General features: G+C 62.3%; 13 protein-coding genes. 9 read left to right on the top strand and 4 right to left on the bottom strand.

Annotated elements, in window-relative coordinates:
• Nucleotides 1-34: 34 nt before the first annotated feature.
• From mutL to AKV04_RS20900, 3 genes are read left to right on the top strand one after another with little or no spacing between them, the layout of a single operon-like run.
• Nucleotides 35-1,870, top strand: coding sequence for a DNA mismatch repair endonuclease MutL (gene mutL / locus AKV04_RS20910; RefSeq protein WP_054008322.1), 1,836 nt, complete (start codon nucleotides 35-37; stop codon nucleotides 1,868-1,870).
• On the top strand, nucleotides 1,867-3,042 hold the full coding sequence (locus AKV04_RS20905) for a DNA recombination protein RmuC (protein WP_054008321.1): 1,176 nt from the start codon (nucleotides 1,867-1,869) through the stop codon (nucleotides 3,040-3,042). Before mutL ends, AKV04_RS20905 begins: the two co-directional genes overlap by 4 nt.
• Complete coding sequence (locus AKV04_RS20900) at nucleotides 3,039-3,557, top strand: HutD/Ves family protein (protein WP_054008320.1); 519 nt, start codon at nucleotides 3,039-3,041, stop codon at nucleotides 3,555-3,557. Before AKV04_RS20905 ends, AKV04_RS20900 begins: the two co-directional genes overlap by 4 nt.
• 28 nt (nucleotides 3,558-3,585) lie before the next feature.
• Here the strand turns inward: AKV04_RS20900 and AKV04_RS20895 are convergent, their stop codons facing one another.
• Both AKV04_RS20895 and AKV04_RS20890 read right to left on the bottom strand, forming a co-directional pair.
• Complete coding sequence (locus tag AKV04_RS20895; protein ID WP_054008319.1) at nucleotides 3,586-4,230, bottom strand: ChrR family anti-sigma-E factor; 645 nt, start codon at nucleotides 4,228-4,230, stop codon at nucleotides 3,586-3,588.
• Between the two features lie 9 nt (nucleotides 4,231-4,239).
• Nucleotides 4,240-4,818 (bottom strand): sigma-70 family RNA polymerase sigma factor, encoded by a 579-nt coding sequence (locus AKV04_RS20890; protein WP_328287163.1) that lies wholly within the window; start codon nucleotides 4,816-4,818, stop codon nucleotides 4,240-4,242.
• A gap of 153 nt (nucleotides 4,819-4,971) precedes the next feature.
• On the opposite strand from AKV04_RS20890, the gene AKV04_RS20885 reads away from it, so the two are divergent.
• From AKV04_RS20885 to AKV04_RS20875, 3 genes are read left to right on the top strand one after another with little or no spacing between them, the layout of a single operon-like run.
• The gene (locus AKV04_RS20885; protein ID WP_054008318.1) at nucleotides 4,972-6,258 is read left to right on the top strand and encodes an NAD(P)/FAD-dependent oxidoreductase; all 1,287 of its coding nucleotides are present in this window, start codon (nucleotides 4,972-4,974) and stop codon (nucleotides 6,256-6,258) included.
• The gene (locus tag AKV04_RS20880; RefSeq protein WP_054008317.1) at nucleotides 6,255-7,004 is read left to right on the top strand and encodes a DUF1365 domain-containing protein; all 750 of its coding nucleotides are present in this window, start codon (nucleotides 6,255-6,257) and stop codon (nucleotides 7,002-7,004) included. Before AKV04_RS20885 ends, AKV04_RS20880 begins: the two co-directional genes overlap by 4 nt.
• Nucleotides 7,005-7,013: 9 nt before the next feature.
• Nucleotides 7,014-7,784 (top strand): SDR family NAD(P)-dependent oxidoreductase, encoded by a 771-nt coding sequence (locus tag AKV04_RS20875; RefSeq protein ID WP_235815724.1) that lies wholly within the window; start codon nucleotides 7,014-7,016, stop codon nucleotides 7,782-7,784.
• A 63-nt stretch (nucleotides 7,785-7,847) separates the two neighbouring features.
• Here the strand turns inward: AKV04_RS20875 and AKV04_RS20870 are convergent, their stop codons facing one another.
• The gene (locus AKV04_RS20870) at nucleotides 7,848-9,104 is read right to left on the bottom strand and encodes an RsmB/NOP family class I SAM-dependent RNA methyltransferase (RefSeq protein WP_054008315.1); all 1,257 of its coding nucleotides are present in this window, start codon (nucleotides 9,102-9,104) and stop codon (nucleotides 7,848-7,850) included.
• 67 nt (nucleotides 9,105-9,171) lie between these two features.
• On the opposite strand from AKV04_RS20870, the gene AKV04_RS20865 reads away from it, so the two are divergent.
• Nucleotides 9,172-9,360 carry a DUF1674 domain-containing protein gene (locus tag AKV04_RS20865; protein ID WP_054008314.1) on the top strand — a complete coding sequence of 63 codons (189 nt, stop codon included), beginning with the start codon at nucleotides 9,172-9,174 and terminating at the stop codon, nucleotides 9,358-9,360.
• An 82-nt stretch (nucleotides 9,361-9,442) separates the two neighbouring features.
• On the opposite strand, the gene dapB is transcribed toward AKV04_RS20865, so the two are convergent.
• Nucleotides 9,443-10,252 (bottom strand): 4-hydroxy-tetrahydrodipicolinate reductase, encoded by an 810-nt coding sequence (gene dapB, locus AKV04_RS20860; protein WP_054008313.1) that lies wholly within the window; start codon nucleotides 10,250-10,252, stop codon nucleotides 9,443-9,445.
• Between the two features lie 93 nt (nucleotides 10,253-10,345).
• Between dapB and rbfA the strand changes: the two genes are divergently transcribed.
• Nucleotides 10,346-10,780 carry a 30S ribosome-binding factor RbfA gene (gene rbfA, locus AKV04_RS20855; protein WP_054008312.1) on the top strand — a complete coding sequence of 145 codons (435 nt, stop codon included), beginning with the start codon at nucleotides 10,346-10,348 and terminating at the stop codon, nucleotides 10,778-10,780.
• Between the two features lie 2 nt (nucleotides 10,781-10,782).
• On the top strand, nucleotides 10,783-11,499 hold the full coding sequence (locus AKV04_RS20850) for a phosphodiester glycosidase family protein (RefSeq protein ID WP_054008311.1): 717 nt from the start codon (nucleotides 10,783-10,785) through the stop codon (nucleotides 11,497-11,499).
• Nucleotides 11,500-11,527: the final 28 nt, after the last annotated feature.

Genomic DNA, 11,527 nt, shown 5'->3' with positions numbered 1-11,527 from the left:
GAGGTTTGCGCCGCAGGATGCTAGAACTGGGGGCATGACGCTGCATGCCCCCAACATACGCCCCATCATTCGCGCTTTGGACGAAGCCGCCATCAACCGCATTGCCGCGGGAGAAGTGGTGGAACGCCCGGCCTCTGCCGTCAAAGAACTGGTCGAAAACGCTTTAGACGCAGGCGCTAAGCGCATCGCGGTCGAATATTCCGCAGGTGGCAAAGTCCTGATCCGCGTCACCGATGACGGTTGCGGCATGACGCCCGACGACCTTCCCCTTGCCATAGCCCGCCATGCCACCTCGAAAATCGACGGCTCTGACCTGCTGAACATCCGCTCCTTCGGTTTCCGGGGCGAGGCGCTGGCCTCCCTCGGCTCCGTCGGCCGCCTCACCCTCACCTCGCGCGCCGAGGGATACGACGGCGCCAGTCTCACCGTCGCAGGCGGTCGCCAAGCGGAAGTCCGCCCCGCCGCCGCCTCCCGTGGCACCACGGTTGAACTCCGCGACCTGTTCTACGCCACCCCCGCCCGGCTGAAATTCCTGCGCACCGACCGCGCCGAGGCGCAAGCCATCGCTGAAGTGATCAAACGGCTTGCGATGGCAGAACCGCAAGTCGGCTTCACCCTGACGGAAATCGCCGAAGGCGATGCCCCCCGCACGATCTTCCGCGCCGACCCCCTCTCAGGCGATTTCTTCGACGCCCTGCACAGCCGCCTCGCCCATGTATTGGGCCGAGATTTCATCGACAACGCCCTGAAAATCGATGTCGAGCGCGACGGCCTGCGCCTGACCGGTTACGCCGCGCTGCCCACCTATTCACGCGGGTCTTCGGTGCAGCAGTTCGTCTGCGTCAATGGCCGCCCGGTGCTGGACCGCAACCTGCTCGGTGCCCTCCGCGTCGCCTATTACGATTTTCTCAGCCGGGATCGCCATCCCGCCGCCGTGCTCAACCTGATCTGCGACCCCGAGCGGGTGGACGTCAACGTCCACCCCGCCAAATCCGAAGTGCGTTTCCGCGAACCCGAAGCCGCCCGCGGTCTGATCATCACCGGGTTGCGCACCGCCCTGTCCACCGCAGGCCACCGCGCCAGCTCCACCGTCGCCGACGCCACCTTGGCCGCAATGCGCCCCGAAACCCAGTCGCAATACCCGCGCATCTACCAAATGGACCGCCCCAGCGCCGCCAGCCTAGGCCGTGCTTACGCCTATCAAGCCCCAGAACCGCAAAGCTTTGATCCGCAAGGCTTCGCCGAAACCCCCTCCGCCCGCATCGAACCCGTTCTGCAAGACCCCATCAACACTCCGCTGGGTGCCGCCCGCGCGCAGGTGCATGAGAACTACATCATCGCCCAAACCGCCACGGGGATGGTGATCGTAGACCAACACGCCGCCCATGAACGCCTCGTTTATGAACGCCTGAAACGCCAGATGGTCGAGACTGGCATAAAGGCGCAAGCCCTGCTGATCCCTGAAATTGTTGAACTTTCCCCCTCCGATGCCACCCGCTTGCTCGACATAGCTCAAGACCTGACCGCCCTCGGCCTCACCATCGAACCCTTTGGCGGCTCTGCCATCGCGGTGCGGGAAACCCCCGCCATCCTCGGCAATACCTCCGCCGCCGCCCTGCTCCGCGACGTGCTCGATGAACTCGCCGACCTCGGCCAAAGCCAGAGCCTGCAAACCAAGATGGAGGCGATCCTGTCCCGCATGGCCTGCCACGGCTCGATCCGATCTGGCCGCCAAATGCGCGCCGAAGAGATGAACGCCCTGCTGCGCGAGATGGAGGCGACGCCGCATTCCGGCCAGTGCAACCACGGTCGCCCCACCTATGTGGAGTTGAAACTCCACGATATCGAAAGGCTTTTCGGGCGCAGATGATCACCCTTTTCGGCCAAACCTACGCATGGAACGCCCCCGAAGTCCTGCTGATCGGCGGGGCTGTTCTTGTGCTTGCGCTTCTTCTGATCCTGATCCTGCGCGCTGCTGGCCGATCTGCCACGATGGCCGCCCCGTTGATGCGGGAAATGGGCTGGCTCGGCCAACGTGTGCAGGCCTTGGGGGACGGCCAGGAACGCCTTGCAGGCGGGTTGCACCATGTCAGTGAAAACCAAGCCGTCAGCCAAACTGCCATGCTGCAACTGATGGAAAAGCGCCTCGCCGAAGTGCAGCGCGCGATGGGCGAAAGCCTGAACGGCACCGCCACCCGCACCGCACACAGCTTGGGCGAGTTGCAACAACGCCTGCTGACCATCGACAAAGCCCAAGCCAATATCGAGAAACTGTCAGGCAACGTGCTGAACCTGCAAGACATTCTTGCCAACAAGCAAGCGCGCGGCGCGTTCGGTGAAATCCAGCTGAATGACATCGTGCAAAAGGCGCTGCCCTCGGACGCCTTTACGATGCAGGCGACGCTTTCGAACGGCAAGCGCGCCGATTGCCTGATCCACTTGCCCAATCCGCCCGGTCCCATCGTGATCGACGCCAAGTTTCCCTTGGAGGCCTACGAGGCTCTGCGCCGCGCCGACAACCCTCGCGCGGTCGTGGAAGCCCAAGCGCAACTGCGCAGCGCCGTGCGTGTCCATATTAAGGCGATCTCGGAAAAATACATCCTCGACGGCGAAACCGCCGACGGCGCGCTGATGTTCCTGCCCTCGGAAGCTGTTTATGCCGAGTTGCATGCCAACTTCCCCGAAGTCGTGCGCGATGGCTTCACCGCAAGGGTCTGGATCGTCTCGCCCACCACCTGCATGGCCACGCTGAACACCATGCGCGCTGTGCTGAAAGATGCCCGGATGCGCGAACAGGCAGGCGCGATCCGCACCACGCTGCGCCAGTTGCACCGAGATGTGGAGATCGTGGTCGAGCGCGTTGACAAGCTTTCCACGCATTTTCACCAAGCCCGCGCCGATCTGGATGGCATCACCACCGCCGCAGAACGTGCGGGCAAACGTGCGGCGCGGTTGGATAATTTCGATTTCGAAGAATTAGAGCGTAACGAGCCGACCCCGATCCTGGCAGCCCCCACAACACCGACGCGAGCCGCAGAATGATCCGCCACCTGACCCCCGCCGATTACCGCAAGATGCCTTGGGCCAACGGCAAAGGTGTGACGGTTGAAATGCTGAAGCTTGAGGATAACGGCCATCTGCTCTGGCGGTTGTCGCGCGCCTCGGTGGTGGAGAACGGTGATTTTTCAATCTTCCCCGGCATCGAACGCAACCTGACCGTGATCACCGGCCCCGGTTTCGACCTCATCGGCGACGGCCTGCACCTGAACGCCAAACCGCTTGCGCCCGTGGCCTTCGCAGGCGACACTCCAATTCGGGCCGAAGCCGTCAGCGCCGCTAGCGACGATTTCAACGTGATGACCGCTCGCTGCCTGCCACGCCCCGACGTGGCCGTGATCACAGGTGCTGTGCAGTTGCGCGGCGGTGATATGTTGGCGATTTTTGCCCTCGTGCCCAGTAAGGTGAATGGCATCGCTCTGAACTGTGATGATTTGATCCTGACAGACGAACCTGTAACGCTCAGCGGCCAGATGATCACGGTCAGGCTGTATCGGTAGGGTGGGTGCAGCCCACCGCTGGCTGCGCTTAAATCCGAAACAACGGCTGCAACAACCTTGGGATCAACGCGCTGAACCGCAGCGGCGCATCGGTTGCAGCCAGACATATGCAGGCCTCCCCGGCCTCAGCCACCGGGGTATGCTCCAACTCTTCGGTCGCAATCTCAACATCCCCCGGCCCGAAGCGATCTGTGGCATCGCGAAACGCGCCGCGCAAAACCAACGTTAACTCGGTGCCGCGATGGCCGTGATCCGGCACCGCTTGCCCTGCCGGGATGTACAAAAGTCGCGCCGTCGCGCCCTTGGCGGTCGGCAAAATCGCCTGACGCACCCCCATCCCCAAGCTGCGCCACTTCACCGCGGCAAGACCGCCGCCGACGTAGTCCTGCAACGGAGCCGGAAGATCGTTCTGTTTTAACTTGGGCCGCGCCAATGGCTTAGCAGCCTCGGGCGCACCCAGCCGCGCCATCGCAGCCTCTAGCGCCCCATCCGCCATCGCCACCGCTTCACCATACATCACCGCCCCGCCCACAGCCTCAAACACCGCCAACTGTGCGCGGCAGGCGTCACACATCGAGACATGCGTGGCCACAACCAGCCCAAACGCTTCGGGCAAATTCCCAGCCGCATAGGCGATCAATAACGGGTCAGACAGATGATGCCGGATACTCATGTCAATGCCTCAACTCATGCTCTGGCGCAGACGGTCCAGCGCCAGCCGGATCCGGGATTTGATCGTGCCCAACGGCAGACCGGTCTCGGCTGCGATTTCCGAATGGGATAACTCACCGAAATACGCCCGCTGGACCAGTGCGCGCTGCTTTTCCGGCAGATCGGCCATCGCCGCCACCAGTCGCGCGGTTTCTTGCCCGGCTTCATAGATATCTGCCTGATCGGGCTCCGTCTCTGGCCCCCAATCCAACGCCCCAGGCTCCGGCCCGCGCGCCTTGCGGGCGACATCAATGCGGCGGTTGCGTGCGATGGTGAACACCCACGTCGCCACGCTTGCCCGCGCCGGATCATATTGCACAGCCTTCTGCCACAGCACCGCCATCACATCCTGCGCGCAATCTTCCGCCAAAGCCGCATCGGTGCCGGATTTCATCAAGAACCCCTTCACCCTTGGCGCGAAATGCTGAAACAGCGCCGCAAAGGCCGCCCGGTCCTGACGATCCCGCACGGCCAGCATCAGCGCCGTAAAGTCGACCTCGCCCTTCGCTTCCGTCACGCTTTTGCCCACTCCACGCCGCCCCACCCGCATCGGCGGCAGTATAGGCCCATAGATGGGCGCGTGGAGGGCAAGGTCAAGCAACATGAAACGTTTACGCAAGCCCCGTGCATCTGGATCACAATAAAAGATGATCCACCCCCCGCTCATCTGCGTATCAGATCAGACACCACGACAGGACTGCACATGCCCTTCGAGACCTTTGCCCAAGCCCCTCGCCGGATTGCCATTGTCGGCGGCGGCATCTCTGGCATGGCCGCGGCGTATCAGCTTGCCCCTGACAATGCCGTGGTGCTGTTTGAGGCCGAGCCGCGTTTGGGCGGCCATGCCCGCACCGTTCTCGCCGGAAAGCGCGGCGATCAGCCCGTCGATACCGGCTTTATCGTGTTCAACAAGGTGAACTATCCGTATCTTGTAAAGCTGTTCGACAGCCTGAACGTCCCCATCGCGCCCAGCAGCATGAGCTTTGGCGCCTCGATCAACGGCGGTCGGCTACAATACGCGTTGCGCGATCTCGACTGCCTGTTTGCGCAGCGCCGCAACCTGTTCAGCCCCGCCTTCCTACGGATGTGCCGTGACATCACCCATTTCAACAAACACGCAGGCGCTCTTGCCCAAAACCCCGATCTGACCATCGCCGAGCTGCTGCAAACCCTGCGCACCGGCCCCTATTTCCGCGATTACTACATCCTGCCGCTGTCAGGTGCGATTTGGTCCACCCCGCCGCAAGACATCCTCGACTTCCCAGCCCAAGCCCTAATCTCGTTCTTCCAAAACCACGCACTGATGCAAATCTCTAATCAACACCAATGGTTTACCGTGCAGGGTGGCTCTGTCCAATACGTCAGCCGCCTTTCGGACCATCTGCAACGCCATGGCGTCGAACTCCGCCTGTCCACCCCGATTGCGGGGATCAAACGCCTGCCCGACGGCGTGCTGGTCCGCGCGCAGGGTGGTGAGTGGGAGCTGTTTGACGATTTGATCCTCGCCACCCATTCCGACGATTCGCTGCGCCTGCTCTCCGATCCAACCCCAACCGAAACCGCAGCGCTTTCCGCCGTGCGCTACCAGCCCAATCAAGCCACTTTGCACGCCGATGCCAGCCTGATGCCAGCTTTGCGCAAATGCTGGTCCAGTTGGGTCTATACCGAACCCAAAGGCCCCCGTTCGGACAAGATCGACCTGACCTATTGGATGAACTCACTGCAACCGATCCCGCAGGACGATCCGCTGTTTGTGACGCTGAATGCCAACCAACCGATACGGCAGGAATTGATCTATGATCAGGTCACTTTCCGCCATCCGGTCTATGATCACGCTGCCCTAAACGCGCAAAAGCAGATCAAAGCGATGAATGGCCAACTAAATACATGGTATTGTGGCGCGTGGATGCGCCACGGCTTCCACGAAGACGGCTTTGCCAGCGCCGTCGATGTGGTCGAGGCGATGCGCGTACGGGTGCGGACCGAATGAACGATGTCGATTACATCGCAGGCACCACTTTTCACGGGCGGCGCGGCGGCGTTGGAAACCGCTTCAATTACCGCGTCGATTATCTGCTGCTGAACCCGGAAACTGCGTGCGGGCCTGCCTTGTTCTCGCGCAATCGCGGCAATTTGACCGCGTTACATGATACCGATCACGGCGGGCCGCCCAAACAAGGGCGGGGCGTGGCGTGGGTGCGGCAAGTGCTGGCCGAGCAAGGCCTGCCAATGGCGTCTGAGATTCTGCTGTTCGCCCAGCCGCGTGTGTTGGGTCATGTTTTCAACCCGGTCTCCTTTTGGTTATGCCGCGATGCGAAAGGCTTGCGGGTGGTGATTGCCGAGGTCTCCAACACCTTCGGTCAGCGCCATTGTTATCTGTGCCACCGCGAAGATCTCGCCCCCTTGACCCGCGATGATACCGTCACGGCGCAGAAAATCTTCCACGTCTCGCCGTTTCAGCCGGTGGAGGGCAGCTATCGTTTTCGCTTTGATATCAGCGCTGACAAGATCGGTATCTGGATTGACTACAGCGTCGGGGAGGCTGGTCTGATCGCTACCCTGACCGGCCCGCGCGTGCCGCTGACCAATGCCGCGATTCTGCGAGCCTGTCTGCGCCGCCCGTTTGGATCGCGCCGGGTGCTCGCCTTGATCCATTGGCAAGCGTTGAAGCTGTGGTGGAAAGGCGCGCTATACCGCAGCCCGCCTGTGCCGCCGCACGACGAAATTTCACGCTAGGGGATGGCGGTGCATTTCGCGGGCAAACGCTATTGGCTGGTCGGGGCGAGTGAGGGTCTCGGCCTAGCGCTGGCGCAGGCTTTGGCGGCGGAAGGCGCGAAGGTGATCTTGTCGGCGCGCGATCCTGCACGGCTGGCCGAGGCTTGCGGCAAGGTGCCCCGGGCTTCTGCTGTGGTGGTGGATGTTGCGGATGCGGTTTCTATATCGGCGGCGGTGGCGCAGGTTGGCGTGCTGGATGGCGTGGTGTTTCTCGCCGGGGTGTATTGGCCGATGACTGCACATGGAGTGGATGCGGCGCAGTTGGAGGCGATGTGTGATGTGAATTTCACCGGCTGCGCGCGGGTTGTCGGCGCGGTTCTGCCCGCCATGGTGGCGCGCGGAGCCGGGCATCTGGTGATCACGGGGTCTTTGTCGGGGTTTCGGGGGCTGCCGGGGGCGCTCGGATATGCAGCCAGCAAGGCCGGGGTGATGGCTTTGGCCGAGAGTTTGTACGCGGATTTGCGGGGGAGTGGGGTTAAGGTTCAGTTGGGCAATCCCGGCTTTATCCGCACAAGGTTGACCGCGAAGAATGAGTTTTCGATGCCGTTTTTGATGGAGCCGGAACAGGCAGCGGCAGAGATGCTGGCGTTGATGAAATCGCGGTGGTTCAAAGCCAGTTTTCCGACTGTGTTTTCATTGCTGTTCCGGGGCAGTCAGTTTTTGCCGGATTGGCTGTATTACCGCGTCTTTGCCTCGATAAAATCACGCAAGCCGCCGGAGGCAAGGGTTAAGGAAAGATGAATGTGGTTACCTTAACCCATTGAAATATATATAGTACACTCCTTGTCCACGCGTGGACACGTGCTAGCTGCGCGTCAAAACAGCCATGAAAAACCCATCCATGCCGCCGATTTCGGCCCAATAGTCGGGGCGCAGCCGCAGGCCACCTTCCGGGGTGATCCAAGCTGGATCAAGGCCGGACAGCGCTGGGATTTGCACAGTGAGGCCGGGATGGCGGGAAAGGGCGGCGGTCAGTTGCACCTCACCCTCGTCGGGCAAAAGCGAGCAGGTGCAAAACACCAGCCGCCCGCCCGGTTTGAGAAACATCAAAGCGCGGTCGATCAACGCCGCTTGCAGGGTGGTGAGTTCTGCGAGTTCTGAGCCGTCTTTCAGGAACGGCAGTTCGGGGTGGCGGCGAATGGTGCCGGTGGCCGAGCAGGGGGCATCCAAGAGCACCGCATCAAACAGATGCTCAGGCTGCCAATGCAGGGCATCTGCGACCACCAGTTTGGCTTGCAGGCGGGTGCGCGTGAGGTTCTCGCGCAGCTTTTCCATCCGAGGCGCGGAAATATCCAACGCGGTGACATGCGCACCAGCGGCAGCAAGTTGCAGGGTTTTGCCGCCGGGCGCTGCGCAGAGATCAAGCACTTTCTCGCCGGATTTTGCGGCCAGCAGGGGCGCGGCCAAGGCTGCAGCGGCGTCTTGCACCCACCAATCGCCAGTAGCGAAACCGGGGAGGGTGGAGACTTGGCCGGGCTCAGTCAGGCGGATTGACCCGGTGGGCAGGGCGTTGCCTTCCGGGAGGGTTTGGCCGCGCGGGGTGATGTCCAGCGGCGGGGCTTTGGCTTGCACGGCCTCAATCGCGGTGACGACCTCGCGCCCGTAGGCATGAACGAGGGGTTGTCGCAGCCAGCGCGGCATCATCTGCGCGGGGCCAGTTAGGGGGGCGCCTTCGGGGATTTTGCGCAAAACCGCATTGATCAGCCCTGCCATATGGGTGGTTTTCTGGCCTTTGCGGGCGAGTTCAACAGCGGCGTTGACCACGCCATGCGCGGCGGTGCCCTCGTGCAACTCGGTCACGGCCAGCCGCAGGATGTTCATCACCGCCAAGGGTGGGGCCTTGCGCAGGTGCGGTTCCAGCAGGCGGTCAATCGGTTCCAGCAGCCGGATGACTTGCAGGGCAAGGCGTTGGGCGCGGGCGCGGTCTTGCGGGCCAACGCCTTTCAGCGCCCCCGCCTTGTTGGCCAGCACGACGGCCATGGTCTGGCCTTCTTCCATAATCGCCGACAGAATTGCCAAGGTGGCGGCCCGTGCTGCCAAGCCTGCGTTTGCCTCTGCCATGTGCTGCCTCTTGAGAATGTGTCGATTGGCCGTATATCAACAAAGATGAAGCCGCAAGGAAACCGCGATGAATGATCACCCCGAACTGCCCGCCGCCACTCTTCCGGCTGCTGCGCTGCGCGCCTTGGCCGAGGCTGAGGAGCGTCGTCTGTTGGCCGATGCTGTCGAGCGTCCGGTGGAGTTAGGCGGGCGCAAGGGGCCGGAGCCTGTGCGCTATGGCGATTGGGAGAAGAAGGGGCTGGCGGTCGATTTCTAAGCGGATTGAGGTGAGCTCGGCGCTTCCTTGCATTCGCTTCTGGCGCGCGAAGAGGCAGCGTCAGGGACCGATGAGCAGCAGGTCAGATCCCCAGGACGTCCATCATGTCATAGCGGCCCGGTTTTTGGGATTGCCCCCAAAGGGCAGCTTTCAGCGCGCCGCGCACGAAGATCGAGCGATCGGTGGCGAGGTGGCGCAGGATAATGCGCTCGCCGTCGGCGGCGAACAGCACGTCATGCTCGCCGACGATATCGCCGCCTCTGATCGCGGAGAAGCCGATATTGCCACGTTTGCGCGCGCCAGTGATGCCATCGCGGCCTGAGACTTTTGCAGTGTCGAAATCGATGCCACGGCCCGTCGCAGCGGCATGGCCGAGCATCAAAGCGGTGCCCGATGGGGCATCGACCTTCATGCGGTGATGGGATTCGATGATCTCGATATCCCAATCTTCATCGAGGGCGGCGGCGACTTTTTGCGTCAGGCGGGTGAGAAGGTTGACGCCAAGGCTCATGTTGCCGGCTTGGATGATCACCGCGTGATGGGCGGCCAGATCGAGTTTGGCATGGTGCTGCAGTTCCAGCCCGGTGGTGCCGACGACATGAACGGCGCGGGCTTGGGCGGCGAGGCCGGCGAATGCGACTGATGCGCTTGGGGCGGTGAAGTCGATCACGGCTTGCGAGATCGCGAAGGCTTCCAGCGGGTCGTCGGTGACTTTGACGCCCAAGGCGGGGCCGCCCATGCAGAGGCCGATGTCTTGGCCGATCCACGCATGACCGGGGCGCTCAATGCATCCGACGAGCCGGGCGTTAGGATGGGCGGTGATGCCTTTGACCAGCATTTGACCCATGCGGCCTGAGGCGCCGGTGACGGTGATGCCGGGGGTGTTGGTCATGGGATGCTCCGAAGTTTCGTGGGGTTTAGCGGTTTTGTAAGGGGCGTGAAAGCCCGCCGTTGCGGGCCGGGGCGGATTGGCGTAAACGGCGGCATGGCAAACACACGTTCCTATTCGGCCAAGGGGCCTTCGCAGCGTCAACTTCGGGTTGGCGAATTGATCCGGCGCACGCTGTCGGAGATTTTGGCACGCGGCGAGGTGCATGATCCGAGCTTAAACGACATGTCGATCACGGTGGGCGAGGTTTCGGTCTCGGTCGATCTGAAGGTGGCGACGGTGTATGTGATGCCGCTGATGGGCGGGGCCACGGTGGAGCAGGCGATTGCGGCGCTGGCGAAGAACGCTTGGGAGCTGCGCAAGCGGGTGTCGGCGGAAATGACCCTGCGGCATTCGCCGGAGTTGCGGTTCCGACCGGATGATACGTTTGATCGGCTGGAAGAGGCACGGCGGCTGTTTGCCGACCCGAAGGTGCAGGCGGATATTGCCAAGCCGGATGATGCGGCTGCGGACGACAAGGCGCAGGAATAATCATGTGGCGGCTGGCATTTATGCTGGCTGTTTGGGGCATGGGGGCCTTTGCGGGCTGCCGGGACATGGCGTTCGAGGGCGCGTCTTATTCCATTTGCGAGGTGAGCGCGGGGGCTGATCTGCGGCTGTTTCATTCGGGGCCGGATGGGGCGTTGGGCAGTTTTTCGGCACTGGACAAAATGCTGGAACCGCGGGGCTTGCGGCTTGATTTCGCGATGAACGCCGGGATGTACCACCGCGATCTAAGCCCGGTTGGGCTTTACATCGAGGACGGCGCGCAGGCGACGCCGTTGATCACACGGGCGGGGCCGGGGAATTTTGGGCTGGTGCCGAATGGGGTGTTTTGTATCGGCGCGACTCTGCGGGTGATCGAGACTTTGGCGTTTGCAGCTGAAAAGCCGAGCTGTCGTTATGCGACGCAATCGGGGCCGATGCTGGTGATTGGCGGTAAGCTGCATCCGAAGTTTTTGGCCGATTCGGATTCGTTGAATATCCGCAATGGCGTGGGGGTTTCGGCGGATGGCAGCCGGGCCGTGTTCGCGATTTCGAATGATCAGGTCAATTTCTATACCTTCGCGCGGTTGTTCCGCGATGGGCTTGGGCTGCCGGATGCGCTGTATTTTGATGGCTCGATCTCGCGGCTCTATGACCATGACAGCGGGCGGCATGATGCCGGGTTTCCGATGGGGCCGATGGTGGGCGTGGTGGTTCCACGTTGACGCGCGCTGGGGCGGGGGCTATCGGGCG

Source organism: Cypionkella psychrotolerans, from assembly GCF_001294535.1.
GTDB classification, from domain to species: domain Bacteria; phylum Pseudomonadota; class Alphaproteobacteria; order Rhodobacterales; family Rhodobacteraceae; genus Cypionkella; species Cypionkella psychrotolerans.
The sequence above is the reverse complement of the archived record's forward strand: the minus strand, read 5'-3'. Positions and strand labels throughout refer to the sequence as shown.

What these genes read in the sequence shown, in the direction of transcription:
- AKV04_RS20865 (WP_054008314.1), top strand. Translation starts at nt 9,172, where the DNA reads ATGAATGATCACCCCGAACTGCCCGCCGCCACTCTTCCGGCTGCTGCG.
- mutL (WP_054008322.1), top strand. Translation starts at nt 35, where the DNA reads ATGACGCTGCATGCCCCCAACATACGCCCCATCATTCGCGCTTTGGAC.
- AKV04_RS20890 (WP_328287163.1), bottom strand. Translation starts at nt 4,818, where the DNA reads ATGCGGGTGGGGCGGCGTGGAGTGGGCAAAAGCGTGACGGAAGCGAAG.
- rbfA (WP_054008312.1), top strand. Translation starts at nt 10,346, where the DNA reads ATGGCAAACACACGTTCCTATTCGGCCAAGGGGCCTTCGCAGCGTCAA.
- AKV04_RS20900 (WP_054008320.1), top strand. Translation starts at nt 3,039, where the DNA reads ATGATCCGCCACCTGACCCCCGCCGATTACCGCAAGATGCCTTGGGCC.
- AKV04_RS20905 (WP_054008321.1), top strand. Translation starts at nt 1,867, where the DNA reads ATGATCACCCTTTTCGGCCAAACCTACGCATGGAACGCCCCCGAAGTC.
- AKV04_RS20885 (WP_054008318.1), top strand. Translation starts at nt 4,972, where the DNA reads ATGCCCTTCGAGACCTTTGCCCAAGCCCCTCGCCGGATTGCCATTGTC.
- dapB (WP_054008313.1), bottom strand. Translation starts at nt 10,252, where the DNA reads ATGACCAACACCCCCGGCATCACCGTCACCGGCGCCTCAGGCCGCATG.
- AKV04_RS20870 (WP_054008315.1), bottom strand. Translation starts at nt 9,104, where the DNA reads ATGGCAGAGGCAAACGCAGGCTTGGCAGCACGGGCCGCCACCTTGGCA.
- AKV04_RS20850 (WP_054008311.1), top strand. Translation starts at nt 10,783, where the DNA reads ATGTGGCGGCTGGCATTTATGCTGGCTGTTTGGGGCATGGGGGCCTTT.
- AKV04_RS20895 (WP_054008319.1), bottom strand. Translation starts at nt 4,230, where the DNA reads ATGAGTATCCGGCATCATCTGTCTGACCCGTTATTGATCGCCTATGCG.
- AKV04_RS20880 (WP_054008317.1), top strand. Translation starts at nt 6,255, where the DNA reads ATGAACGATGTCGATTACATCGCAGGCACCACTTTTCACGGGCGGCGC.